The organism is Limnohabitans sp. Hippo3 (genome assembly GCF_003063665.1).
Taxonomy (GTDB): domain Bacteria; phylum Pseudomonadota; class Gammaproteobacteria; order Burkholderiales; family Burkholderiaceae_C; genus Limnohabitans_A.
Window position 1 is genome coordinate 54,566 of record NZ_NESF01000010.1, and the last position, 21,485, is coordinate 76,050.

22 protein-coding genes are annotated in these 21,485 nt (G+C 63.7%); 9 read left to right on the forward strand and 13 right to left on the reverse strand.

The annotated features are described in order from the left end of the window. The first annotated feature begins 14 nt into the window (after positions 1-14). Positions 15-938 (forward strand): DMT family transporter, encoded by a 924-nt coding sequence (locus tag B9Z34_RS11290; protein WP_108428215.1) that lies wholly within the window; start codon positions 15-17, stop codon positions 936-938. A 165-nt stretch (positions 939-1,103) separates the two neighbouring features. Here the strand turns inward: B9Z34_RS11290 and rsmI are convergent, their stop codons facing one another. Continuing rightward, complete coding sequence (gene rsmI / locus B9Z34_RS11295) at positions 1,104-2,003, reverse strand: 16S rRNA (cytidine(1402)-2'-O)-methyltransferase (protein WP_108428216.1); 900 nt, start codon at positions 2,001-2,003, stop codon at positions 1,104-1,106. Between the two features lie 14 nt (positions 2,004-2,017). On the opposite strand from rsmI, the gene B9Z34_RS11300 reads away from it, so the two are divergent. From B9Z34_RS11300 to B9Z34_RS11310, 3 genes are all read left to right on the forward strand, one after another. After that, the gene (locus B9Z34_RS11300) at positions 2,018-2,404 is read left to right on the forward strand and encodes a YraN family protein (RefSeq protein ID WP_108428217.1); all 387 of its coding nucleotides are present in this window, start codon (positions 2,018-2,020) and stop codon (positions 2,402-2,404) included. A gap of 65 nt (positions 2,405-2,469) precedes the next feature. Then, a complete protein-coding gene (locus tag B9Z34_RS11305) occupies positions 2,470-3,054 on the forward strand; it encodes an SIS domain-containing protein (protein WP_108428218.1) in 585 nt (194 codons plus the stop codon). Beyond that, positions 3,055-3,681 carry a BON domain-containing protein gene (locus tag B9Z34_RS11310; RefSeq protein WP_108428219.1) on the forward strand — a complete coding sequence of 209 codons (627 nt, stop codon included), beginning with the start codon at positions 3,055-3,057 and terminating at the stop codon, positions 3,679-3,681. A 105-nt stretch (positions 3,682-3,786) separates the two neighbouring features. Here B9Z34_RS11310 and B9Z34_RS11315 read toward each other — a convergent pair whose 3' ends face one another. Beyond that, the gene (locus tag B9Z34_RS11315) at positions 3,787-4,692 is read right to left on the reverse strand and encodes an NAD(P)-dependent oxidoreductase (RefSeq protein WP_108428220.1); all 906 of its coding nucleotides are present in this window, start codon (positions 4,690-4,692) and stop codon (positions 3,787-3,789) included. A gap of 132 nt (positions 4,693-4,824) precedes the next feature. Between B9Z34_RS11315 and B9Z34_RS11320 the strand changes: the two genes are divergently transcribed. Further along, positions 4,825-5,508: a YggS family pyridoxal phosphate-dependent enzyme gene (locus B9Z34_RS11320; RefSeq protein ID WP_108428221.1), complete on the forward strand. Its 684-nt coding sequence runs from the start codon at positions 4,825-4,827 to the stop codon at positions 5,506-5,508. A gap of 18 nt (positions 5,509-5,526) precedes the next feature. Here B9Z34_RS11320 and B9Z34_RS11325 read toward each other — a convergent pair whose 3' ends face one another. Further along, entirely contained in the window at positions 5,527-6,543 is a 1,017-nt protein-coding gene (locus B9Z34_RS11325) for an asparaginase (protein ID WP_108428222.1), read from the reverse strand. A gap of 96 nt (positions 6,544-6,639) precedes the next feature. Here B9Z34_RS11325 and B9Z34_RS11330 point away from each other — a divergent pair, with 96 nt between their 5' ends. After that, the gene (locus B9Z34_RS11330) at positions 6,640-8,436 is read left to right on the forward strand and encodes a carboxyl transferase domain-containing protein (protein WP_369907649.1); all 1,797 of its coding nucleotides are present in this window, start codon (positions 6,640-6,642) and stop codon (positions 8,434-8,436) included. Between the two features lie 191 nt (positions 8,437-8,627). Here the strand turns inward: B9Z34_RS11330 and fahA are convergent, their stop codons facing one another. From fahA to B9Z34_RS11355, 5 genes are read right to left on the reverse strand one after another with little or no spacing between them, the layout of a single operon-like run. Beyond that, complete coding sequence (gene fahA, locus B9Z34_RS11335) at positions 8,628-9,947, reverse strand: fumarylacetoacetase (RefSeq protein WP_108428224.1); 1,320 nt, start codon at positions 9,945-9,947, stop codon at positions 8,628-8,630. A gap of 9 nt (positions 9,948-9,956) precedes the next feature. Beyond that, the gene (locus B9Z34_RS11340; RefSeq protein WP_108428225.1) at positions 9,957-10,493 is read right to left on the reverse strand and encodes a VOC family protein; all 537 of its coding nucleotides are present in this window, start codon (positions 10,491-10,493) and stop codon (positions 9,957-9,959) included. A gap of 25 nt (positions 10,494-10,518) precedes the next feature. Further along, positions 10,519-10,707 carry a DUF2783 domain-containing protein gene (locus tag B9Z34_RS11345; RefSeq protein WP_108428226.1) on the reverse strand — a complete coding sequence of 63 codons (189 nt, stop codon included), beginning with the start codon at positions 10,705-10,707 and terminating at the stop codon, positions 10,519-10,521. A 9-nt stretch (positions 10,708-10,716) separates the two neighbouring features. Continuing rightward, positions 10,717-12,408, reverse strand: a complete 1,692-nt coding sequence (locus B9Z34_RS11350; RefSeq protein ID WP_108428227.1) for an FAD-dependent monooxygenase — start codon at positions 12,406-12,408, stop codon at positions 10,717-10,719. 21 nt (positions 12,409-12,429) lie between these two features. Next, positions 12,430-12,864, reverse strand: coding sequence for a MarR family winged helix-turn-helix transcriptional regulator (locus B9Z34_RS11355; protein WP_108428228.1), 435 nt, complete (start codon positions 12,862-12,864; stop codon positions 12,430-12,432). A gap of 270 nt (positions 12,865-13,134) precedes the next feature. Between B9Z34_RS11355 and B9Z34_RS11360 the strand changes: the two genes are divergently transcribed. Further along, a complete protein-coding gene (locus B9Z34_RS11360; protein ID WP_108428229.1) occupies positions 13,135-13,635 on the forward strand; it encodes a transposase in 501 nt (166 codons plus the stop codon). Between the two features lie 133 nt (positions 13,636-13,768). Here the strand turns inward: B9Z34_RS11360 and B9Z34_RS11365 are convergent, their stop codons facing one another. The 3 genes from B9Z34_RS11365 to purU form a co-directional block, all read right to left on the reverse strand. Further along, the gene (locus B9Z34_RS11365; RefSeq protein WP_108428230.1) at positions 13,769-15,277 is read right to left on the reverse strand and encodes an FAD-linked oxidase C-terminal domain-containing protein; all 1,509 of its coding nucleotides are present in this window, start codon (positions 15,275-15,277) and stop codon (positions 13,769-13,771) included. Positions 15,278-15,451: 174 nt separating this feature from the next. After that, a complete protein-coding gene (locus tag B9Z34_RS11370; protein ID WP_108428231.1) occupies positions 15,452-16,327 on the reverse strand; it encodes a LysR substrate-binding domain-containing protein in 876 nt (291 codons plus the stop codon). Next, the gene (gene purU, locus B9Z34_RS11375) at positions 16,327-17,175 is read right to left on the reverse strand and encodes a formyltetrahydrofolate deformylase (RefSeq protein WP_108428232.1); all 849 of its coding nucleotides are present in this window, start codon (positions 17,173-17,175) and stop codon (positions 16,327-16,329) included. The genes B9Z34_RS11370 and purU overlap by 1 nt, the downstream gene beginning before the upstream one ends. Before the next feature lie 175 nt (positions 17,176-17,350). Between purU and B9Z34_RS11380 the strand changes: the two genes are divergently transcribed. Both B9Z34_RS11380 and B9Z34_RS11385 read left to right on the forward strand, forming a co-directional pair. Further along, on the forward strand, positions 17,351-18,685 hold the full coding sequence (locus tag B9Z34_RS11380) for an aminotransferase class III-fold pyridoxal phosphate-dependent enzyme (protein WP_108428233.1): 1,335 nt from the start codon (positions 17,351-17,353) through the stop codon (positions 18,683-18,685). 57 nt (positions 18,686-18,742) lie between these two features. After that, positions 18,743-19,825, forward strand: a complete 1,083-nt coding sequence (locus B9Z34_RS11385) for an AbrB family transcriptional regulator (RefSeq protein WP_108428234.1) — start codon at positions 18,743-18,745, stop codon at positions 19,823-19,825. Between the two features lie 123 nt (positions 19,826-19,948). Here the strand turns inward: B9Z34_RS11385 and B9Z34_RS11390 are convergent, their stop codons facing one another. Both B9Z34_RS11390 and B9Z34_RS11395 read right to left on the reverse strand, forming a co-directional pair. Next, positions 19,949-20,230 (reverse strand): DUF3567 domain-containing protein, encoded by a 282-nt coding sequence (locus B9Z34_RS11390; protein ID WP_108428235.1) that lies wholly within the window; start codon positions 20,228-20,230, stop codon positions 19,949-19,951. 53 nt (positions 20,231-20,283) lie between these two features. Then, positions 20,284-21,411 (reverse strand): DUF3108 domain-containing protein, encoded by a 1,128-nt coding sequence (locus B9Z34_RS11395; protein ID WP_233249569.1) that lies wholly within the window; start codon positions 21,409-21,411, stop codon positions 20,284-20,286. Between the last annotated feature and the right edge of the window lie 74 nt (positions 21,412-21,485).

Here is a 21,485-nt window from a genome sequence, read left to right on the forward strand (position 1 = left end):
GTTAAATTGCCCCCATGTCCTCCGCCTCAGCACCCCCCGCTCCCTTGTCCCGGTTGTCCCTGACCGGATTCCTCACGCTCTTGCTGATCGCCCTGATGATGGGCGCCAACCATGTCGCGGCCCGCACGGCCTTCAATCATGGGGTGGACGTGGTGACCGCCGTCACTTTTCGCAGCACCGTCACCGCCTTCGTGGTCGCCTTGATTCTGTGGCAACAAAAGGTCTCGCTGCAACTCACGGGCCGTCACCGAAAAAGCCTCTTGTTGATCGGCGCTTTGATCGCCGTTCAAAGTGTTTGCCTTTACTCGGCCGTGGCACGCTTGCCCGTGGCCTTGGCCTTGCTGGCCTTCAACACCTACCCTTTGTTGACCGCGTTTTGGGCGCGTCTCCTGTACGGCCACCGCCCTGAGCGCATGGTCTTGCTGGCCATGCCGGTGATGCTGCTGGGTCTGGCGCTGGCGCTGGATGTGCTGGGCGCGGCTTCAGGCCTCGGGGCTGCCGAGCATTGGGGACAGATTGGCGCAGGCGTGGCATTTGCGCTGGCTGCGTCCGCCACCTTCGGTTTGGCGCTGGTCATCACCCAGCACGAAGCAGCCGATGTGGACGGGCGCTTGCGCACTTTCACCACCATGGGCACGGTGGCGATTTTGGCGGCTGTGGTGGCGCTGACCCAAAGCGGCATCCATTTGCCCAACGCCAGTGCAGGCTGGTGGGGCCTGGGGGCCTTGACGTTTTTGTACGGCACGGCCTTCACCATCATGTTCACCGTGCTGCCCAAGTTGGGCGTGGTGGGCAACTCGGCCATCATGAATGTGGAGCCGGTCTTTGCGCTGGTGCTGGCCTGGGCGCTCTTGGGGCAAACGATCGCGCCCATGCAATTGGTAGGCGCTTTGGTGGTGGTCGCCACCGTCATGTGGCTGGGTCTGCGCAAGCGCTGAAACCTTTCGCTAGCGGCACCCGTGCTGTAAAAAATTTGAAGCCTTTGTTGTGGGAGGCTGCCCCTGCGGCCGAATGCGTGATGTGGCTCCGGCCAAAATTCGCGAGCAGGGGCTCGCTCCCACCAAAAGGCTGATCCCATATGCGAGCGGCCGCTTGCGCAGCGGTCAGCCGTTCTTCAGTGCCAGGGCCTTGTCGTAAAGCTCGTTTTTGGACTCGCCCGTGATCTCGGCAGCGAGTTTGACGGCGGTTTTCAGGGGCAGTTCGGGCAGCAGCACTTGCAACACCCGCAGGCCCTCGCCTGCAGATGCCGCCACTGGCGCGTCGTGCAGCACCAGCACAAACTCACCGCGCAGGCGCTCGGGTTTTTCAGCCAGCCAGCCCGGTAGGGCCTGAGCGCTGAGGGTTTCGATTTGTTCAAATTGCTTGGTCAACTCGCGCCCGACAGTGATGGCGCGTTCGCCCAGCATCGACAGCGCTTGTGCCAAGGCTTCGATGCGGTGCGGTGCTTCCAGCAGCACCACGGCTCGGCTTTCCATCGCCAGGCTTTGCACGGCGCGTGCGCGTTCGGCTGACTTGCTGGGTAAAAAACCCGCGAACACAAAACCGTTGTCACCCGTCATGCCCGATGCGCTGAGCGCGGTGGTCACACTGCTGGCCCCCGGCAAGGGCAACACGCGGTAACCGGCTTGGCGCACGGCGCTCACCAGCCGGGCACCGGGGTCACTGATGGCGGGAGTGCCTGCATCGCTCACGTACGCCACCCGCTCGCCTTGGCCCAGGCGGGTGATTACGTTGTGGGCGGCTTCGGCTTCGTTGTGCTGGTGAACCGCCAACAGCTGCGAGCCAGGGCGGTCCAGACCATAGGCCCTGAGCAGCTGCTGGGTGTGGCGGGTGTCCTCGCAGGCAACGGCATCCACCTGCGACAAAACATGCAAGGCACGCAGGCTGATGTCGGCGAGGTTGCCAATCGGGGTCGCCACGACATACAGTGTGCTGGCCGGGTGGTTTTGCGATCCGGCGGCGTCGTGCGCGGCCTCCAGGGCTTTGGCGAACGAGGCAGACAAGGGAGAGGGCGTCAATGCAATTCCTCAAAAAAGACAAGGTGGGCCAGACCACCAAGGCCCGGGGTGATGCGGGCGAAGACGAGGCGCTGGCCTATTTGCAGGCGCGCGGTTTGCGCCTGCTGCAGCGCAATTATCGGACGCCCGGCCGTGGCGGCGGTGAAATCGACCTGATCATGCAGGCGGGTGATGGCACGGTGGTGTTTGTCGAGGTCAGAAAACGCAGCCGCACCGACCATGGCGGGGCGGCCGCGAGCATTGGCCACGCCAAGCAAAGACGCATTGTTTTTGCGGCTCACCATTACCTTTTGCGATGGCGTCAACTGCCCCCGGCACGCTTTGACGTGGTGACCATCGAGGCGACCGGTCCGCAATGGCTGCAGGCCGCTTTTGATGCCGCCTGAAATCCCGGGTAAAAAACTGTATTTCAGGGCGGCAGCGCTGTGGGCGGGGTTATCATTCCCTGCGCATGCTAGACCTTCGAATCCAACAACATTTCATCGACAGTGCCGATCTGCACTACCAGGTGGCCGAGACCTTGGCCAAGCCTGTGGATGCGGCTGTTCAGGCGGTTCTGGCCTGCGTTACAGGGGGTGGCAAAGTTCTGGTCGGTGGCATGGGCCCATCTGCTGCATTGGCCAAGTACCTGGCCAATTTGCTGGTGGGCGGGTTTGAGCGTGAGCGCCCGGGTTTGGCGGCCATGGCATTGGCCTCGGACACCTTGACGGCCACCCGCTGGGCCGATGGTCAGGCCTTGGCCCGCCAGGTGCTGGCACTGGGCCAAACCGGTGATGTGCTGGTGCTCATCAGTGCCGATGGCGGTGAGCCGGCCCTGATCGACGCAGTTCAGGCCGCCCACGACCGTGAAATGACGGTGCTGGCCTTGACCGGACACCATGGCGGTGGCCTGGCCCGCCAGTTGCGTGAAACCGATGTGCATGTGTGCGTGCCGCACGAGCGGGCGGCAAGAATTCGTGAGGTGCAGCACCTGGTGCTGCATTGTCTGTGTGATGGAATTGACACCCAGTTGTTGGGTGAACAGGAGCCTGTTTAAATGAAACGCAATCTTCAATCTTGGGTTTTGACCAGTGCCGTGTTGGCCAGCACCTTGACGGCGCTCTCCGGCTGCGCACCGTTGATCGTGGGCGGCGCGGTCATGACCGGCATTGTGGCCACCGACCGACGCACCACGGGTGCGCAGGTGGAAGACGAGGGCATCGAGCTCAAAGTGGCCAGCGCCGTGCGTCAGGAGCTGGGTGACCGTGTGCACCTGAATGTGACCAGCTTCAACCGCAAGGTGCTGCTCACTGGCGAGGCCCGCACGCAGGCCGACAAGGACCGCGCTGAAAAATTGGCGCAAAGCCAGGAAAACGTGCAGTCTGTGGTGAACGACTTGGCGGTGGCACCCCCCAGCAGCCTGACCCAGCGCTCCAAAGACACGGTGACCACCAGCCAGGCCAAGGCTGCCTTCATCGACGCCAAAGACCTGCAGGTCAACTCTATCAAGGTGGTCACCGAGCGGGGCATCGTGTATTTGATGGGCCGTGTGACCGCCCGTGAAGCCAAACGTGCCAGCGACATCGTGCGCGGCATCGGTGGCGTGACCAAAGTCGTGCGCGTGTTTGACGAGATTTCTGAAGAAGAACTCAAGCGCTTGAGCCAGCCACCTTTGTCCAAGTAACAACGGGGATGCGCCACAAAAAAGAGCGGCCTGTGGGCCGCTCTTTTTTTTGCCAAGGCCATCTCAGCCGCGTTGAGCGGCTGGCGATGACCTGTGGTTAGCCGCTCAGCGCAGACGGCGGATCAGGCTGGAAGTGTCCCAGCGGCCACCGCCCATTTTTTGGACATCGGCGTAAAACTGATCGACCAGGGCGGTCACAGGCAGGCGGGCACCGTTGCGCTTGGCTTCGTCCAGCACTAGGCCCAGGTCCTTGCGCATCCAGTCCACCGCAAAACCGAATTCGAATTTGTCGTCGGCCATGGTCTTGCCGCGGTTGTCCATCTGCCAGCTTTGCGCCGCACCCTTGCCGATCACGTCCAGCACCTGGTGCATGTCCAGCCCGGCTTGCTGGCCGAAGGCGATCGCCTCAGACAGGCCCTGCACCAGACCGGCAATGCAAATCTGGTTGACCATTTTGGCCAACTGGCCCGCACCGGATTCGCCCAGCAAAGTGAAAGCGCGAGAGAAAGCCATGCCCACGGGCTTGACGGCGTCAAAGGCAGCAGCGTCGCCACCGCACATGACGGTGAGCAGGCCGTTCTGTGCGCCAGCCTGACCGCCCGAGACGGGGGCATCGATGAACTGCAGGCCCTGTTTTTGCGCTTGCGCCGACAACTCCCGGGCGACGGATGCCGAGGCCGTGGTGTGGTCCACAAAGATCGCGCCGGGCTTCATGCCCGCAAAAGCGCCATCCGGCCCCAAGACCACGCTGCGCAAGTCGGCATCGTTGCCCACGCAGGCAAATACGATGTCGGCACCCGCTGCCGCTTCACGCGGGGTGGCGGCAGTGGCGTTGCCGGGGCATTCGGCGGCCCAGGCAGCGGCTTTGGCGGCGCTGCGGTTGTACACGGTGACGTGGTGCCCGGCACGCGCCAGGTGGCCGGCCATGGGGTATCCCATCACGCCCAGGCCCAAAAAGGCGACTTTCTTGGCGGGGGTGGCATCGTAGGTTTTGGCAGCGATTTGGCTCATGGGTGTCTCGTTGTGAAGTGGATAAAACGGCTATTTTGGCAGCCTGTCGGTGTTCTGGCGCGCACTGGGTGCTTTGGGCTGACCATTGCGAGACATCAGGGGTGACAGCGCCGCTTTTGGTACGCTCAGACCATGAACTCCTCGATCGCCGACAACGTCGCCCGTGTGCGGGCGCAAATTCAGGCCGCTTGCCAGGCCTCAGGCCGTGCACCGGACAGCGTGCAGCTGTTGGCCGTGTCCAAAACCTGGGGGCCTGATGCGGTGCGACAGGCCCATGCGGCCGGGCAAACCGCCTTTGGCGAAAACTACATCCAGGAAGCGGTGGACAAAATCACCGCCTTGCGCGATTTGCCGCTGCAATGGCACTGCATCGGCCCGATCCAGAGCAACAAGACGCGCTTGGTGGCCGAGCATTTCGACTGGGTGCACAGCGTGGACCGCCTCAAAATTGCCCAGCGCCTGTCCGAGCAGCGCCCGCCCGAGCTGCCACCCTTGCAGGTGTGCATTCAGGTGAACATAGACGGCGGCGAAAACAAATCGGGCGTGAGCCCGCAAGAGCTGCCCGCGCTGGCGCAGGCCGTGGCCGCCTTGCCGCGCTTGCAGTTGCGCGGCCTCATGACCATTCCCGAGCCCGCCGAGACCGAAGCGCAGATGCGTGCGGTGCACGCTCGGGCCCAAGCGCTTTTCGAGGCTTTGCGCCAGCAAGGCTTCCCGCTGGACACCTTGTCGATGGGCATGAGCGCCGACATGGCAGCCGCCATTGCCGAGGGCAGCACGATGGTGCGGGTGGGCACGGCGATTTTTGGCCAACGCTGAACGCTCAAGACCTGAGTTTCAGGCGCCCTCGCCCGCGCGCAGCTGGAACAGGCTGCGCCGCTCGCCCACAGGCATCCCGGCGACATTGAGCAGCACCTGCGCACGCCAAGGGGCCAATGCCTGACGCTGCGCATCGTCCAGCCAGCCCAGTTGGTCCAGCGCCTCCACGGTGGCGGCAAACAGCGCCGCCTTGTTGCCGTCCATGATCTTGATGGCCAGGGCCTGCCCCCGCGAACGGCTGCCCACCACCTGCACGCCGTCTGCACCTACTTTGGTGACCCAGTCGCCCCGGCCGACCCGCATGAAGTCGGCGTCGTTGCGGCCCGTGCCCGAGACCAGCTCGGGGTGGGCACTCATGGCCTCGCCCAGTTGTTGCAGGCTCTCGCCGTACAGGCCGTCTGACTCCGGCTGGGCCAGCCGGGCATAGCTGCGGGCCAGGCGCGACAGGGGCATGGCGTAGTTGGGGGCCGAGCAGCCGTCGATGCCCAGCGCCAGATCTTCTTCGCGCAGACCCGCCAGGTGCGCCACGGCCTGCCGAATCTTTTGTTGCAGCGGGTGGTCCACCTCGGTATACGCCTCAGTGGGCAGGCCGTGCTGCACGCAGTAGGCCAGAAAGCCGCTGTGCTTGCCGCTGCAGTTGTGGTGCCGCTCGTCGTAGGCAAAGCCCTCGGGCATGGGGCGGTCGAAAAAGGTGAAACGGTAGGGCACATGGCAGCCGCAGCGCATCTGGCGCGTGTTGCTGCCAATTTTGCGCAGGATGGATGTGACCTGCTCGACGTGCATGTCCTCGCCGTTGTGGCTGGCGCACATCAGGGCCAGCTCGGTGGGCGTGAAACCGAAATGCGCCACCCCGCCCGACTGCACCAGCGGCAGCGCCTGCATGGCCTTGAGGGTGGAGCGGGTGAAGCACAGCCAGTGTGGGTTGCCCACCTGGGCCAGCACCCGGCCTTCGGTGTCGGTCACGGCCAGCGCGCCCATGTGCACGCATTCCTGGATGCCGTTGCGGGTCAGTTCGATCAGGGGTTCAAAGTTCATGGGCTTGTTCGGACGCATGCAAAAACCCAGTTTAAATTGTCCCGGACTTGACCCGCTGTCGCCGGGGCAGCCGCGCACAATGAATGGATGCACAACATCCATTCTCCCCTTCAGGCGCAACTGGTTCAATGGTTGGTGGCCCCCGGTGCGACCGTGGCCACAGGCGACGTGTTGGTCATTCTGGAAGCCATGAAAATGGAGCACGAAATCCGCGCCAACCAGCCCGGGCGTGTGGGCGAGCTCTACTTTCAGGCAGGCGAGGCGGTGGCCGAAGGCGAGGTGCTGGGTGTGCTCGTGCCCTTGGCCGAGGATGCGTCCCGACCTGAGGCGCTTGCCGCCCACACGCCAAGCGCCCCCTTTTCAAAGGGCCGCGCCGATTTGCAAAAACTGCAAGAGCGCCTGGCCTTCACCCAGGATGCTGCACGCCCCGAAGCCGTGGCCAAGCGCCATGCCTTGGGGCTGCGCACCGCCCGCGAAAACATCGCTGATCTGTGCGATCCCGATTCCTTTGTCGAATACGGCGCCTTGGCCGTGGCCGCGCAAAGCCGCCGCCGCAGCTCCGACGACCTGATGCGCAACACCCCGGCCGACGGCATGGTCACCGGCATCGGCTGCGTCAACGGCCAGCGCGTCGTGGTCATGGCCTACGACTTCACCGTGCTGGCGGGCACGCAGGGCATGCGCAACCACCAGAAGACCGACCGCATGCTGGGCGTGGCCCTGCAAAACCACTTGCCCGTGGTGCTGTTGGCCGAAGGCGGGGGCGGCAGGCCGGGCGATGTGGATGTGGCCATCGTGGCGGGCCTGAACCTGGCCACCTTTGCCTCGTTTGCGCGCCTCAATGGCCGGGTGCCGGTGGTGGGCGTGGTGGCGGGGCGCTGTTTTGCAGGCAATGCAGCGTTGCTGGGGTGCTGCGATGTGATCATCGCCACACGCGGCAGCAACATTGGCATGGGCGGCCCGGCCATGGTCGAAGGCGGCGGGTTGGGTGTCTTCAAGCCCGAGCAGATTGGCCCCAGCGACGTGCAGCACAACAACGGCGTGATCGATGTGCTGGTGGATAACGAAGCGCAAGCTGTGGCGGCGGCGCGGCATTACCTGTCTTTCTTTCAGGGCGCGGCAGCTTCTTGGCAAGCGCCAGACGCGCAAGCCCTGCGCCATGTGGTGCCGGAAAACCGCCTGCGTGTGTACGACACCCGCGCGGCCATGCAGGGCATCGCCGACGAAGGCAGCCTCTTGATGTTGCGCACGGGTTTTGGCGTGGGCATCCACACCGCACTGGCCCGCGTGGCCGGGCACCCGGTGGGGCTGTTGGCCAACAACCCTTTGCATCTGGGCGGCGCGATCGACGCCGACGCGGCCGACAAGGCGGCCCGTTTCATGCAGCTGTGCAACGCGCACGGTCTGCCCATGGTGAGCCTGGTGGACACACCCGGTTTCATGGTGGGGCCCGACACCGAAGCTACCGCGCAGGTGCGCCACGTCTCGCGCCTGTTCGTGGTGGCGGCGCATCTGCGGGTGCCGCTGCTCAGCGTGGTGCTGCGCAAGGGCTACGGGCTGGGTGCGATGGCCATGACGGGTGGGGGCTTTCATGAAACCCTGGCCACGGTGGCCTGGCCCACGGGCGAGTTTGGCGGCATGGGCCTGGAAGGTGCGGTACGTCTTGGTTATCGCAAGGAACTCGAAGCCGTGCCCGAGGGCCCCGAGCGTGAAGCCCTGTTTGAGCAGCTGCTGGCGCAGCAATACGACAACGGCAGCGCGATCAACATGGCGGCCACGCTGGAGATCGATGCGGTGATCGACCCGGCCACCACGCGCGAGTGGCTGGTGGCGGGGCTGCAGGCCGGGCGGGTGAAGCCCGTCGATGGCACCTTGGCCATCGACACTTGGTGATGGCTGTCATGGGCCCCCGATCAAGTCGGGGGCGACAAAGGTCTGTCATACCCGCGCAGGCGGGCATCCATTCCCTACCGGAGGCACGAACACCCGATCAAGTCGGGCGTGACAAGTGGAGCTGTCATACCCGCGTATGTGGGTATCCATTCCCCACCGAAGCCATAGACGCCCGATCAGGTCGACCGTGATCAAGGCACCCGTGCAGGCAGCACCGTGCCCACGCATTCGCCAAAGCCGATCCGCGCTGCGCCATCGCGCTCGCACCAGCCGCGCAGCACCACGCTGTCACCGTCTTCCAGCCAGGTGCGTTGCTCGCCATTCGGCAGCGCAATCGGGTTCTTGCCACCCGTGGTCAGCTCGATCAGGGCTGCGGCCTGGTCCAGCGTCGGGCCTGAGAGCGTGCCGCTGCCAAACAGGTCGCCCGGCTGCAGGTTGCAGCCGTTCACCGTGTGGTGTGCAACCATTTGCGCTACTGTCCAGTAGGCGTGGCGGTAGCTGGTGCGGCAGATGCTGGCGTCCGCCTGTCCGGCTTCACGCATCTTGGGCGTTTGCAGGCCCACTTGCAGCTGGATGTCGAAAGCACCTTGCGTGCGGTTGGCTTCGGAGTCCAGATAGGCCATGGGCTGCGGGTCGCCCTCGGGCCGGGTGAAGGCCACGCGGTAGGGGGACAGCGCTTCGAGCGTGACGACCCAGGGCGAGACGGTGGACGCAAAGTTCTTTGACAGGAAGGGGCCCAGGGGCTGGTATTCCCAGCCCTGGATGTCCCGCGCCGACCAGTCGTTGAGCAGGCAGATGCCGAACACATGGTCTTCGGCTTCGGTGATGGCGACCGGTTCGCCCAAAGCGTTGCCGGTGCCGATGAAAATGCCCAGCTCCAGCTCGATGTCCAGCCGCTTGCAGGGGCCGAACGATGGCTCGGTGGTGCCGGGCGGCATGGTTTGGCCCACAGGGCGGTGAAACTGCTGGCCGGACACGCCAATGCTGGACGCGCGGCCGTGGTAGCCAATCGGCACCCATTTGTAGTTGGGCAGCAGCGGGTTGTCCGGGCGAAATTGTTTGCCGATGTTGGTGGCGTGGTAGACCGAGGTGTAGAAGTCGGTGTAGTCGCCGATGCGGGCGGGCACGCCGTATTCGGCCTCGGCTTGCGGCACCAGGCAGGTTTGCAAGGCGGCCTGGACTGTCGAGCCTTCGCGCAGGGCGCGTGACAGGGCCAGGCGCAGCGCGCTCCAGGCGGTGCTGCCCAGCGCCATCAAGGCGTTGAGTTTGTCTTGCGCACCCGCTTGTGCCGCAGTGGCGGCTTCGCCTTTCAGGAGGCCTGACTTGGCGAGTGCAGCCAGGTCCACGATCTGGTCGCCAATGGCCACGCCACCACGGAAGGCTTCGGCCGAGCCCTTGCGGCGGAACACCGCAAACGGCAGGTTCTGGATCGGGAAGTCACAGCCTGCGCTGTTGGCTGAGGCGAGCCAGCTTTGCAGGGCCGGGTTATGGGTTTCGTTGAGCAAGGTCATCACCCGTCCTCAAGAAGCCATGCTGCCGTCGTGCATCCAGGCGGCGTGCTTGGGTGCGCGCTTGGTCTGGCTCCATTCTTCGAGCATGTCCCATTTCACGTCGTCGAGTTTTTTCATCATCTCGGGCGTGCCGCAATCGGCGGCCAGCTCCAGGCGGTGGCCGTTGGGGTCAAAGAAATAAATGCTCTTGAAGATGGTGTGGTCGGTGGGGCCGAGCACCTCGATGCCCGCATCGACCAGTTTCTTTTTGGCTGCCAGCAGGGTGTCGAGTGAGTCGACCTTGAGCGCCAGGTGCTGCACCCAGGCGGGGGTGTTTTCGTCGCGACCCATTTCGGGCTGGTTGGGCAGCTCAAAAAAAGCCAGGATGTTGCCGTGGCCTGCATCCAGAAAGACGTGCATGTAGGGGTCTGGGGCCTTGGTCGAGGGCACTTCGTTTTCGGCGATGGCCAGCACGAATTTCATGCCAAGGTGCTTTTCGTACCACTGGACGGTTTCTTTGGCGTCTTTGCAGCGGTAGGCGACGTGGTGAACGGATTGAACGAGCATGGGGGTCTCCTGGTGAATGATAGGTTCAGAGGTCTTGCAGGGCGGTGGTGATCTGCTGCTGGAAGAGTTGTGCGTCGGCCAGCGCGTTGGCGTTGAGCAAGGCCAATTTGACGAGAAACAAAGTGGTCTTGTCCGGGCCGGCCTGGTCAATGGCAGTAGCCAAGGCGTCGTACACGGACTCCAGCCCGTCGATGGTGAGTGTGGGTTGTGACATGGGGTGTCCTTATTGGGGCAGTGCGGTGGTCAGCGCGGCTTGCAGGCGCGTGGCGTCGAGGGTGAGCCAGCGCGCACAGATGTGCTGGTCGGGGCGCAGCAAATACGCACCGCCGTTGGCAGGCACGCCGTAGCGCTGGCGCAGGTGGCCATCGGCATCGGGCAGGGTTTTGTCAGCGCCTGTCACAGGCTGGCTCGCGCCGACAGCGATCACTTTGATCGGCAGGCCTTGTTTTCGCGCCTGTTGAATGACTTGCTGCAGTGCATCGGGTACAGCGCGCGCGTCGCTGAAGTACAGCAGATCAAAACCGCCGCCCAGGTGGTCGAGCAGGAAGTCGTTGGCGCCCAGGCGCACGTTTTGCGGCGGCGCGCCGTGGGCTGGGTCGCTCTTGAACAAGGCGTTGTCGTCGCCCGTGCTGTTGAGCATGGAGTGCGTGTACTCGTGCGGACGCGAGGTGCGCCAGTGGTACAGGGGGCGCACGAATTCCTGCGTGAGCGAGAGCGACAGCACCGCGTCGCGCAGCAACCTGAAGCCTGGGCTGGGCGGTGTCATGAAGCGGGTGCTTTTGCCCGCTTCGGTGATGATTTCGCGGGCCGCGCCCACGCGCTCGGCGCTGTGGTTGGCCAGCAGCTTTTTGCCTGCGAGGCCCTTGACCACAAAGGCCAGATGCCAGCCTAGCGACTGCGCATCCTGAAAGGCGGTGTTTGCCCCGCGCACGCCAAAAATCGGCAGCAGGTGCGCCGCGTCGCCCGTGAAGATGACGCTGCCGTGCACGAAGTCGGGCAGGGTGAGCGTGCGGGCCGAGTAGACCGAAGACCAGTCCATCTCCCACGGCACGCCTGCGTGGCCGATCATGGCCAGTTGCGCGTCGATGCGGGCCTTGAGCGATTCGGGGCGCAGTGCCTCTTCGGGCGTCTCGCCGGGGGGCAGCTGGTAGTCCACGCGCCAGATGCCGTTCGGTTCGCGGTGCATCAGGATGGTGTTGCCGGGGTTCCACTCGGGGTCAAAAAAGGCCAAGCGCTCGGTGGGGTAGGGCAAATCAATCTTGATGTCGGCGATCACGAAAAAGCCTTCGTAGGACGCGCCTTCCATCTGCAGGTTCATCGCGCTGCGGATGGCCGAGCGCCCGCCGTCGGCGGCCACGACCCAATCGCTTTCCAGCGTGTAAGGACCTTCCGGTGTGTCCACTTCGAGCACGGCGTAGCCGTCTTCCTGGTTCACCCGGGTGACCTTGTTGCCCCAGCGGAAGTCGATCAACGGGTTCGCTTTGCAGGCGTCGTGCAGGTACTCCTCCATGAACTGTTGCTGCACGTTGATGATTGGGAAAAACCGGTCATCGGCATCGTGCGGCGCCTCCATGCGGAACACGCGCTGGCCCCGGTAAAACGAGTTGCCAAAGCGCCAGGGCAAGCCGCCTGCAGTCATGCGATCGGCCACGCCGACTTGCTGCAGGATCTCCATCGAGCGGCGGGTGAAGCAAATCGCCCGACTGCCTTGCGAGAACTGCAGCTCGGCGCTCAGCACCACGCTGGGCACGCCGTGGCGGGCGAGTTCGAGCGCGGTGACCATGCCGGCTGGGCCGGAGCCCACGACCACGACTTTTTCCCGGTCTTGCTGGGGGTGTTTCGAGGCCAGCCAGGGCTTGAAAACCTCGTAGTGGTAGTAAATCGAAGGCCGTGCTTCGGTGCTGGGGGTGTGCATGTGGTTTCCGTGGTGTGGGGTTCAGCGGGGGCGGGCGTGCGAAATCAGGCGGTCGAACATGGCGCTCAGGCTGGCTTGTTCTTTGTCAGACAGGCAGCCGAAAATCTGTTCGTTGCGCTGGTTGACCATGTCCATGGCGCGTTTGAACACTTTGCGTCCGGCGGGGGTCAGGGTCAGCACCACGCCCCGGCCATCGTCGGGGCGGTCTTCCTTGCGCACCAGACCCTGGTCCACCAGGGCTTGCGCCCCGCGGCTGGCCTGGGCCTTGTTCAGGTTGGATTTTTCGGCCAGCTCCTTGACCGACAAGGGCTCGAAGGTGCCGATCGTGGTCAGGCATCGCCCGTCGCTCATCGACAAGCCGGTCTGCTCAGGATAAACCGACTGGCTGTCCGCATCGGTCAGCTTGTGCAACTGGTGCAGACGGTAGGTCAGCGTGCGGTCGAGGGGCGTGTACATGCCGTGTTTCAGTCTGAATGGTGTGGATCGAAGCCTTGATCTTAGGCTTATCTGGTTGCGCACGCAACTAAGTAGAAGCACGCATGGTTGCGTGTGCAACCAGATTTCTATTGTAGGTCGGTAGCTTCAGCCCCGACGGGGTGAACCATCGACATGTGTCAGAGGAAAAGCTGCCGATCTACCAGACTGCCATTCCAACTCCTGAATCCATACTTGCTGACTCGTTCAAACCGTGGCTCAATGACTTCAAAAAATCAGGGAGAAGCTGCCATGCAATACCGTTGTTCAGACACGCCGGGCGGCACATTCTTTTTCACGGTGGTGACCCACGAACGGCAGCCCTGGCTGGTAGAGCCTTGCTGTGTGAAGACTTTGGGCGAGGTGATGCGGCATGTGCGCGCGCAGCGGCCTTTCGAAAACCTGGCCATGGTGCTCATGCCCGACCACCTGCATGCCATCTGGCGTTTGCCGCCGGATGACGCTGATTTTTCGACCCGCTGGATGCTCATCAAGCAAGGTGTGGTGCACAGGCTGCGCCGTCGCATGGGGGTTCAGGCTTTATGGCAAGGGCGATTCTGGGAGCACACCTTGCGTGATGAGCGCGATGTCGAGCAGCACATGCATTACATCCACTACAACCCAGTCAAGCACGGCCATGTGCAACACGTGCGCAATTGGCCGCACAGCACGTTTCATCGGTATGTCAAAAATGGCGTTTATCCACCCGACTGGGGTAGCGCCCCAGGCCCATTGCCCGGCATCAGAGAGTGATGTGTTTTTGTTTTTTGTAGGTCGGTACCTTCAGGTCCGACGATGTCTTCAGCGGCGCTGACGCTGCGGAATTTGCAAAGGCCTTATGTCGGGGCTGAAGCCACTGACCTACAGCCTACTGGCACTGTATTGTTCAGAACCGGGGCAAATCGGGGTGCTTGATCGCCCCAGCCCGCACCAGCATCTTCCCGTATTCCGCGCAGCGGTTCAGGGTCGGGATGACCTTGCCGGGGTTCAAAAGGCCTTGGGGGTCGAAGGCGCGTTTGACGGCGAACATCTGTTCGTTTTCTTCAGCACTGAACTGCACGCACATGCTGTTCACTTTCTCGATGCCCACACCGTGCTCGCCCGTGACGGTGCCGCCCATGGCCACGCTGGTTTCCAGGATGTCGGCGCCAAACAACTCGCAGCGGCGCAGCTGGTCGGGGTCGTTGGCATCGAACAGGATCAGCGGGTGCAGGTTGCCGTCGCCCGCGTGGAACACGTTCAGGCAACGCAGCGCGTATTTTTCTTCCATCTCCGAGATGGCCTGCAGGATGTCGGCCAGGCGCTTGCGCGGGATGGTCGAGTCCATGCACATGTAGTCGGGGCTGATTCGGCCTGAAGCCGGGAAGGCGTTTTTGCGGCCGCTCCAGAATTTCAGGCGTTGGGCTTCGTCGCGGCTCACGGTGATGGCGGTCGCACCGCAGTTGCGCAGCACTTCGCTCATGCGGCCGATTTCTTCTTCCACTTCTTCGGGCGTGCCATCGCTTTCGCACAGCAAAATCGCCGCTGCGCTCAGGTCATAGCCCGCGTGCACAAAGTCTTCCACCGCAATCGTCATGGGGCCGTCCATCATCTCGAGCCCGGCCGGGATGATGCCTGCCGCGATGACGGCCGCCACCGCGTCGCCCGCTTTGCGCACATCGTCAAAACTGGCCATGATGCAGCGGGCCAGTTGCGGCTTGGGCACCAGTTTGACGGTGACTTCGGTGGTCACGGCCAGCATGCCTTCGCTGCCCACCAGCACCGCCAGCAGGTCGTAGCCGGGGGTGTCGAGTGCATCACTGCCAAATTCGATCGGGTCACCCTCGATGGTGAAGCCTTTGACTTTGAGCACGTTGTGCACGGTGAGGCCGTATTTGAGGCAGTGCACACCGCCTGAGTTTTCGGCCACGTTGCCGCCAATCGTGCAGGCGATCTGGCTGGACGGGTCGGGCGCGTAATACAGGCCGTAGGGCGCAGCGGCTTCGCTGATGGCCAGGTTGCGCACGCCGCACTGCACCACGGCGGTGCGGCTGACCGGGTCCACGGTTTTGATTTGGTTGAAACGCGCCATCGACAGCGTCACGCCCATGCGGTGCGGCATGGCTCCGCCCGAGAGGCCGGTGCCCGCGCCACGCGCCACCACCGGCACCTGCAGCGCATGGCAGGTTTTGAGTACGGCTTGCACTTGTTCCTCGGTCTCCGGCAGGCAGACCACCAGTGGCCGCTCGCGGTAGGCGGTCAGGCCGTCGCATTCGTAAGGCGTGGTGTCCTCGGGGGTGTAGAGGATGGCGTCGGCGGGCAATACCCGGCCCAAAGCCTGCACCACGGCGCGTTGGCGCTCGGCACGTTCGGTGGCGGTCAGTTCGCGGATTTCGGTGGGGGTGTTGGCGCTCATGGCATGCAAAACCTCAAAATGAAGGCTCCACTGTAAGCCCAAGCCCGGCCGGAAGGGCTGAATAATCTTTGATGGGCTTGTGAAAAGCGCACATGGGGCCATGCCTTAGGGGTCATGGATACCCGGTCAAGCCGGGTATGACGATTCAGGGAGCCGGGTATCGCAAAGCGGTGGTCAGGCCAACACGCTTTTGAGCCAGTCAGCAAAGGTCGCGCATTCCCAGCGCTCCATGGTGCCGGTGCGCCAGCACAGGTAGTGGGCGTGCGGGCTGGGCACGCTGCGCTCAAACAGGCGCACCAGCTGGCCGCTCTCCAGCCATGGCGCACCCAGCTTGGTGCGGATCAGGCCGACACCCAGGCCTTGGGCTGCGGCGTCGCACATGAGGCCAATGTCGTTGAAGGACGACCCGTCCATGGGTTCGGGCCAGTCGAGGTCGTGCGCGGCAAACCAGGTACGCCAGGGCTCCAATGGGCTGCGCAGCAAGGACACCCCTTGCAATTCCTCTGCACTGCTGAAAGGGCCGTTTTCGCGCAACCAGGCCGGGGATGCCAAGGGCGTGACTTCGTCCTTGGCCAGGCAGACGTACTCGACATCCGAGTAGCGGCCTGTGCCAAAACGCACCGTCAGGTCGGCGTCTTCGGCCACCACGTCCAACAGCGGAATGCTGACTTGGAGCGTGATGTCGATCTCGGGGTAGGCGTCCAGAAAGTGTTTCAGGCGTGGCATCAGCACCGAGCGGGCAAACGTGGGCGTGACCGCCAGCCGCAGCTTGCGTCGGCCCGGTGTCTGGCTGGCGCTGGGAAAACGCTGCAGCGACACCAGCCCCTCGCGCACATGGGCCAGGTATTCAATGCCCTCGGTCGTGAGCGAAAAATCGGCCCGGCCAAACAGCTTGGTGCCGATGATCTGCTCGAGTTGTTTGACGCGGTGGCTCACCGCGCTGGGCGTCACGCACAACTCTTCGGCCGCTTGGGTCACGCTGCGCAAGCGCGCCAGCGCCTCAAAGGTCAAGAGGCACTGGATGGGCGGGATGCGTGAGTTGGCGGACATTATTTGAAAATCACCGTCTTGTGGCCGTTGATCAGCACGCGGTGCTCGCTGTGCCATTTGACCGCGCGGGCCAGCACCTGGCTTTCGGTGTCGCGGCCCGTGGTCGTCAGGTCTTCCACCGTCTTGCTGTGGTCCACACGGGCCACGTCCTGCTCGATGATCGGGCCTTCGTCCAGGTCGGCCGTCACATAGTGGGCGGTCGCGCCAATCAGCTTCACGCCCCGGTCGTGGGCCTGGTAGTAAGGCTTGGCCCCCTTGAAGCTGGGCAAAAAGCTGTGGTGGATGTTGATGGCGCGGCCAGCCAGCTTGCGGCACAGGTCGTCGCTCAGGATTTGCATGTAGCGGGCCAGGACCACCAGTTCAGCGCCTTCGGCCTGGATGATCTCGTACTGGCGGGCTTCGGCCTGCTCTTTGGTGGCCGCCGTCACCGGGATGTGGTGAAACGGCACGTTGTAGCTGGCGGCCAGTTGGTAAAACTCGCGGTGGTTGCTGATAATGGCGCGGATGTCCAAGGGCAGCAGGCCGCTTTTCCAGCGGAACAGCAGGTCGTTGAGGCAATGCCCTTCCTTGCTGACCATGAGCACGGTGCGCATGGGCTGAGTGGCCGTGTGCAAGTCCCATTTCATCTGGAAGGACTGGGCAAACGCGCCCCACTCGGCGTTCAGGGCCTGACCATCGGCTTGGGCGCAGGCGAACTGCACCCGCATGAAAAACAGGCCCGTATCGTGGTCGTTGTACTGCGCCGCTTCTTCGATGTTGCCGCCCCGCTCCAGCAAAAAACCCGACACGGCGTGCACGATGCCGGTACGGTCGGGGCAGGAGAGGGTGAGGATGTAGGTGGTCGTCATGGCTGCAAACTGCGGGGTTCGCCGTGACCTTGGAGAGGGTGGGCACGGTCGTTTCGTCGCCTTCTATTGTAGGAGACCCCTGTTGGCCGATCGCGCAGGGTGTCACGCCGGAGCGAGCTCCTGCCCGTTTGCGCTTTAAACTGACTGGCTTGATCGATTCAGAGGAGTTTTTGCCGTGGCCCATACCGACCTGAACATGGACAACCAATGGTTGCCCTTCACCCCCAACCGCACTTTCCGCCAGGACCCCCGGGTGTTTGTGGGTGCCGAGGGCATGCACTTCACCACGCACGACGGCAAAAAAGTCATCGACGGCATCTCCAGCCTCTGGTGCGTGGGCGCGGGCCACAACCGCCGCCCGATCAACGAGGCCATCAAAAAGCAGCTGGACACGCTGGACTACGCCACGGCTTTTCAGGCCAGCAACGACAAGGCCTTCAAGGCGGCGCAAATGATCGCCGACATGGCCCCCGGCGACCTGAACAAGGTGCTGTTTTGCAATTCGGGCTCTGAGGCGGCCGACACCGCCCTGAAAGTGGCGCTGGCCTACCACCGCGCCCGGGGCGAAGGCCACCGCAACGTGTTCATCGGCCGTGAAAAGGGTTACCACGGCGTCAACTTCGGCGGCATGAGCGTGGGCGGCCTGCCGGCCAACCGCAAGGTGTACGGCGCGCAGCTGCTGCCGCGTGTCGACCACATGCGCTTCATCCACGACCCGGTGAACCATGCCTACATCCACCACGAAGAACCGGTGTGGGCCGAAGACCCGCTGCTGGAGCTGGAAAACCGCATCCTGGTGCTGCACGACCCGAGCAACGTGGCGGCCGTGATCGTCGAGCCGATTGCAGGCAGCGCGGGCTGGTACATCCCGCCCAAGGGCTATGTGAAGCGCCTGCGCGAGATTTGCGACAAGCACGGCATTCTGCTGATTTTTGACGAGGTCATCACCGGCTTTGGCCGCCTGGGCGTGAACTTTGGTGCCGACTACTACGGCGTGGTGCCCGACATGCTGAACTTCGCCAAGGCGGTGACCAACGGCGTGATCCCGCTGGGTGGCGTGATTTGCCGCGACTTCATCTACGACGCGATGATGAACGCCAACTCACCCGCCCACGCCATCGAGTTCTTCCACGGTTACACCTATTCCGGTCACCCTGTGGCTTGCGCGGCCGCCATTGCCACGCTGGACCTGATGAAGGAAGAAAACCTGTTTGCCCGTGCAGGGCAAAAGGGGCGTGTTCTGGGCGATGCGATGCACAGCGCCCTGAAGGGCTTGCCCAATGTGATCGGCATCCGCACACTGGGCCTGGCCGGGGCGGTGGAGTTGGCCAGCATCCCGGGCACGCCCGGTAAGCGGGCTTATGACATCTTCATGGACTGCTTCCACAAGGGCGTTTGGGTGCGTCCGGCTGGCGAGAATTTGGTGATTTGCCCACCTTACATTGTGGAAGACGCGCACATCGACCAGATCGTGCAGACGGTGGCCGACAGCATCCGCCGCCACGCCTGATGCGACCACTTTTGACCTGACCCTGACCGCCCGCGTGGGCGGTCTTTTTTTGAGCCCATGAATTTTCGTGAATTGACCCGGGTGGCGCTGACCCTGCTGGCGGCGCTGGCTGCCGCGCAATTGTGCGTCTGGCTGCACACGCCCATCCCCTGGATGTTGGGGCCCTTGCTGGCCACGGCGGTGGCGTCGGTGCTGGGCGCGCCGACACGCAGTGCGCCACTGCTGCGCTACGGCGGGCAGTGGGTGATTGGCGCGGCGCTGGGCCTGTATTTCACGCCGCAAGTCGGCGAGCTGGTGGTCAGCCTGTGGTGGGCGATTGCGCTGGCGGTGCTTTGGGCGCTGGCACTGGGGGCCTTGTTTGGCCTGTGGTTGCAACGCCAGCATGTGGCCGATTTTGCGCACCTGCCGCCCGGCGCTTGGCGGGCCACCAGTTACTTTGCCAGTGCCATTGGCGGCGCGTCCGAGATGACTTTGCTGGCCGAGCGGCACGGTGCACGCACCGATCTGGTGGCGGCAGCGCACAGTGTGCGGCTGGTGATCGTGGTGGTGTCGGTGCCTTTTGCCATGCAATGGGCGCAGAACTACTGGGGCTTGCAGGTGGATGCGCGCCTGCTGCCCGGCGCGCGTGTGGCGCAGTGGCCGGGTTTGCTCTGGTTGGCGCTGGCCACGGCGGGCGGTGCCTTGCTCATGATCTGGTTCAAGCGCACCAACCCCTGGTTCATGGGGGCTTTGCTGGTGTCGATGGTGCTGACGCTGTCGGGTGTCAACTGGTCGGCGGTGCCCACGGCGTTGTCCAATGCCGCGCAGCTGGTCATCGGGGTGAGCTTGGGCGTGCGCTTTCAGCGCGAGTTTGTGCACACCGCGCCGCGCTGGCTGGCCTCGGTGGCCACAGGCACGGTGGTGATGATGCTGTTGTCGTTGGGGTTTGGCCTGTTCCTGGCCCACACCACGGGCTTGCACCCGGCCACCTTGATTTTGGGCACTTCACCCGGCGGCATTGCCGAGATGGCGATCACCGCCAAGGTTTTGCAGCTGGGGGTGCCCGTGGTCACGGCCTTTCAAGTCTGCCGTCTGGTGGCGGTACTGATTTTGGTGGGGCCGATTTACAAGTGGGTCGGTGGACGCAATCAAGCCGCCTGAGGGGTGACAAATCAAAGAACCGTGTCATACCCGCACATGCGGGTATCCATGGCTTGAATTCCGTCGATGCCCGATCAAGTCGGGCATGACAAAACAACAAACCACCGATACCGACAAGCGGTGTCAGTGCACCACCACCGGTTGCTGGGCCAGGCCTGTGTAGCCCTCCAGGGTGTCTTCGACTTCTTCCTGCGTGGGGGTGTGCTGTTGCCAGGCCTGGATTTGCTGCTGGAACATTTCGGCCCATGAGCCGTCCAGGTACACCTCTTTGCCCGAGCGCTTGTCCACGATTTCAAAACCATGGCGCTCCAGCTGGGGTTGGCTGGTCACGGGAGCCGGTTCCGCAGGCGCGTTGGCCAACACATGCATCACGGCAAAAGTTTCGGATTCGTAAAGCAGGTTCATGCGTTCATTCTCCCTCAAGTTCTGCTTCACAAGTGGGGCTTCGCAGAACAACTTCAAGATGGTGTGGTTTTTTCTCCGGCAGGTGCTGCGGCAGGCAGTGGGGGCAGGGCTTCCTGGCCGCGCAGCACCAAGTCAATGAAGCTGCCGCTGACCTGGGTGATGCGGATGCGCACCGGCATCCACGCGTGCTGGGCCGAGACCCAGAACTCCACGGTGGCATCGAAACGGTTGCGCGGCTGACACACCCATTTGAGGGTGGAGACCGCTTGACCGTTCAGCTGCAGGGTTTCGGGCGGACCCAGGGTCAACAGCCAGGGCAGGGCGTCCCGGACGGTAGCGGTCTGCAGCTGCAAACGTGTGCCGGGCTGAAAGCGCTGTGGCTCACCGGCCATGGCCGCGGCCAGTTGCACATACAGGCTGATTTGGTCTTGCGCGCCTGCCTCCAGTGCGGCCACCGGAGCGTTGTTGCTGAAGACCACCCGGTTTTGCACGCGGTCAAAGTGGGCGGCCCGCTCGTTGCGCCAGCTGTCTGAAAACCGGGTGGGGGCCAGGCCGGCGCTGGTGATGTCACCCTGGCTGCGCCAATGGCGCGAGCCCACCAAAAACGCCTTCACCGACAGGGCCAGCGCATAAGCTGATTGGTTGTGCTGCCAGCGCAATTCACCGCTGGCGTGGTAGGTCAATCCCTTGTCCTGGCCCGTCAAACGGTAGCTCAACAAAACCGGGGGCGGCAATGCGCCCAGCGGAATGGGCGGCAAGGTCAGACTGGCCGTTTCGGGGGCTGCTGCAGGCGTTGGGGTGTCAGGCGCGGGCACGCTGGTGTTCGGGCTGGCGTTGTGCCCTGGTGCCTCCACTGAAGTGGGCACCTCGGCAGGGGCTTGCGCCGTCTGCTGAGGTGGGGGCTCGGCCGCATTGCTGTCGTTGGCGCTGGCCACATCGACAGGCGGGGCCGTGGCGGGCTCAACAGACGGTGCCGGTGCGGCTTTGGGCTCGGTGGCTACCCGGGTGCGGGGCTTGGGGGCGGCGGCTTGGACGGGCGTGGCCTTTGGCGCAGGGGTGGGCGGCACCCAGCGGGTTTGCATGGGGGCGACGCGTACCGGTTCTCCCGTTTGCAACCGCCACTCCAAGGTGCCGGTCAGGCCCAATATCAGGGCCATGTGCACGGCCAGCACAGCGGTCACGAGCCAGAGCGGTGCACGACGTGTCGGCAGCGCTGACCCGATCGAGCTTGCGTTGGCGCTGGAGCGTGCAGACA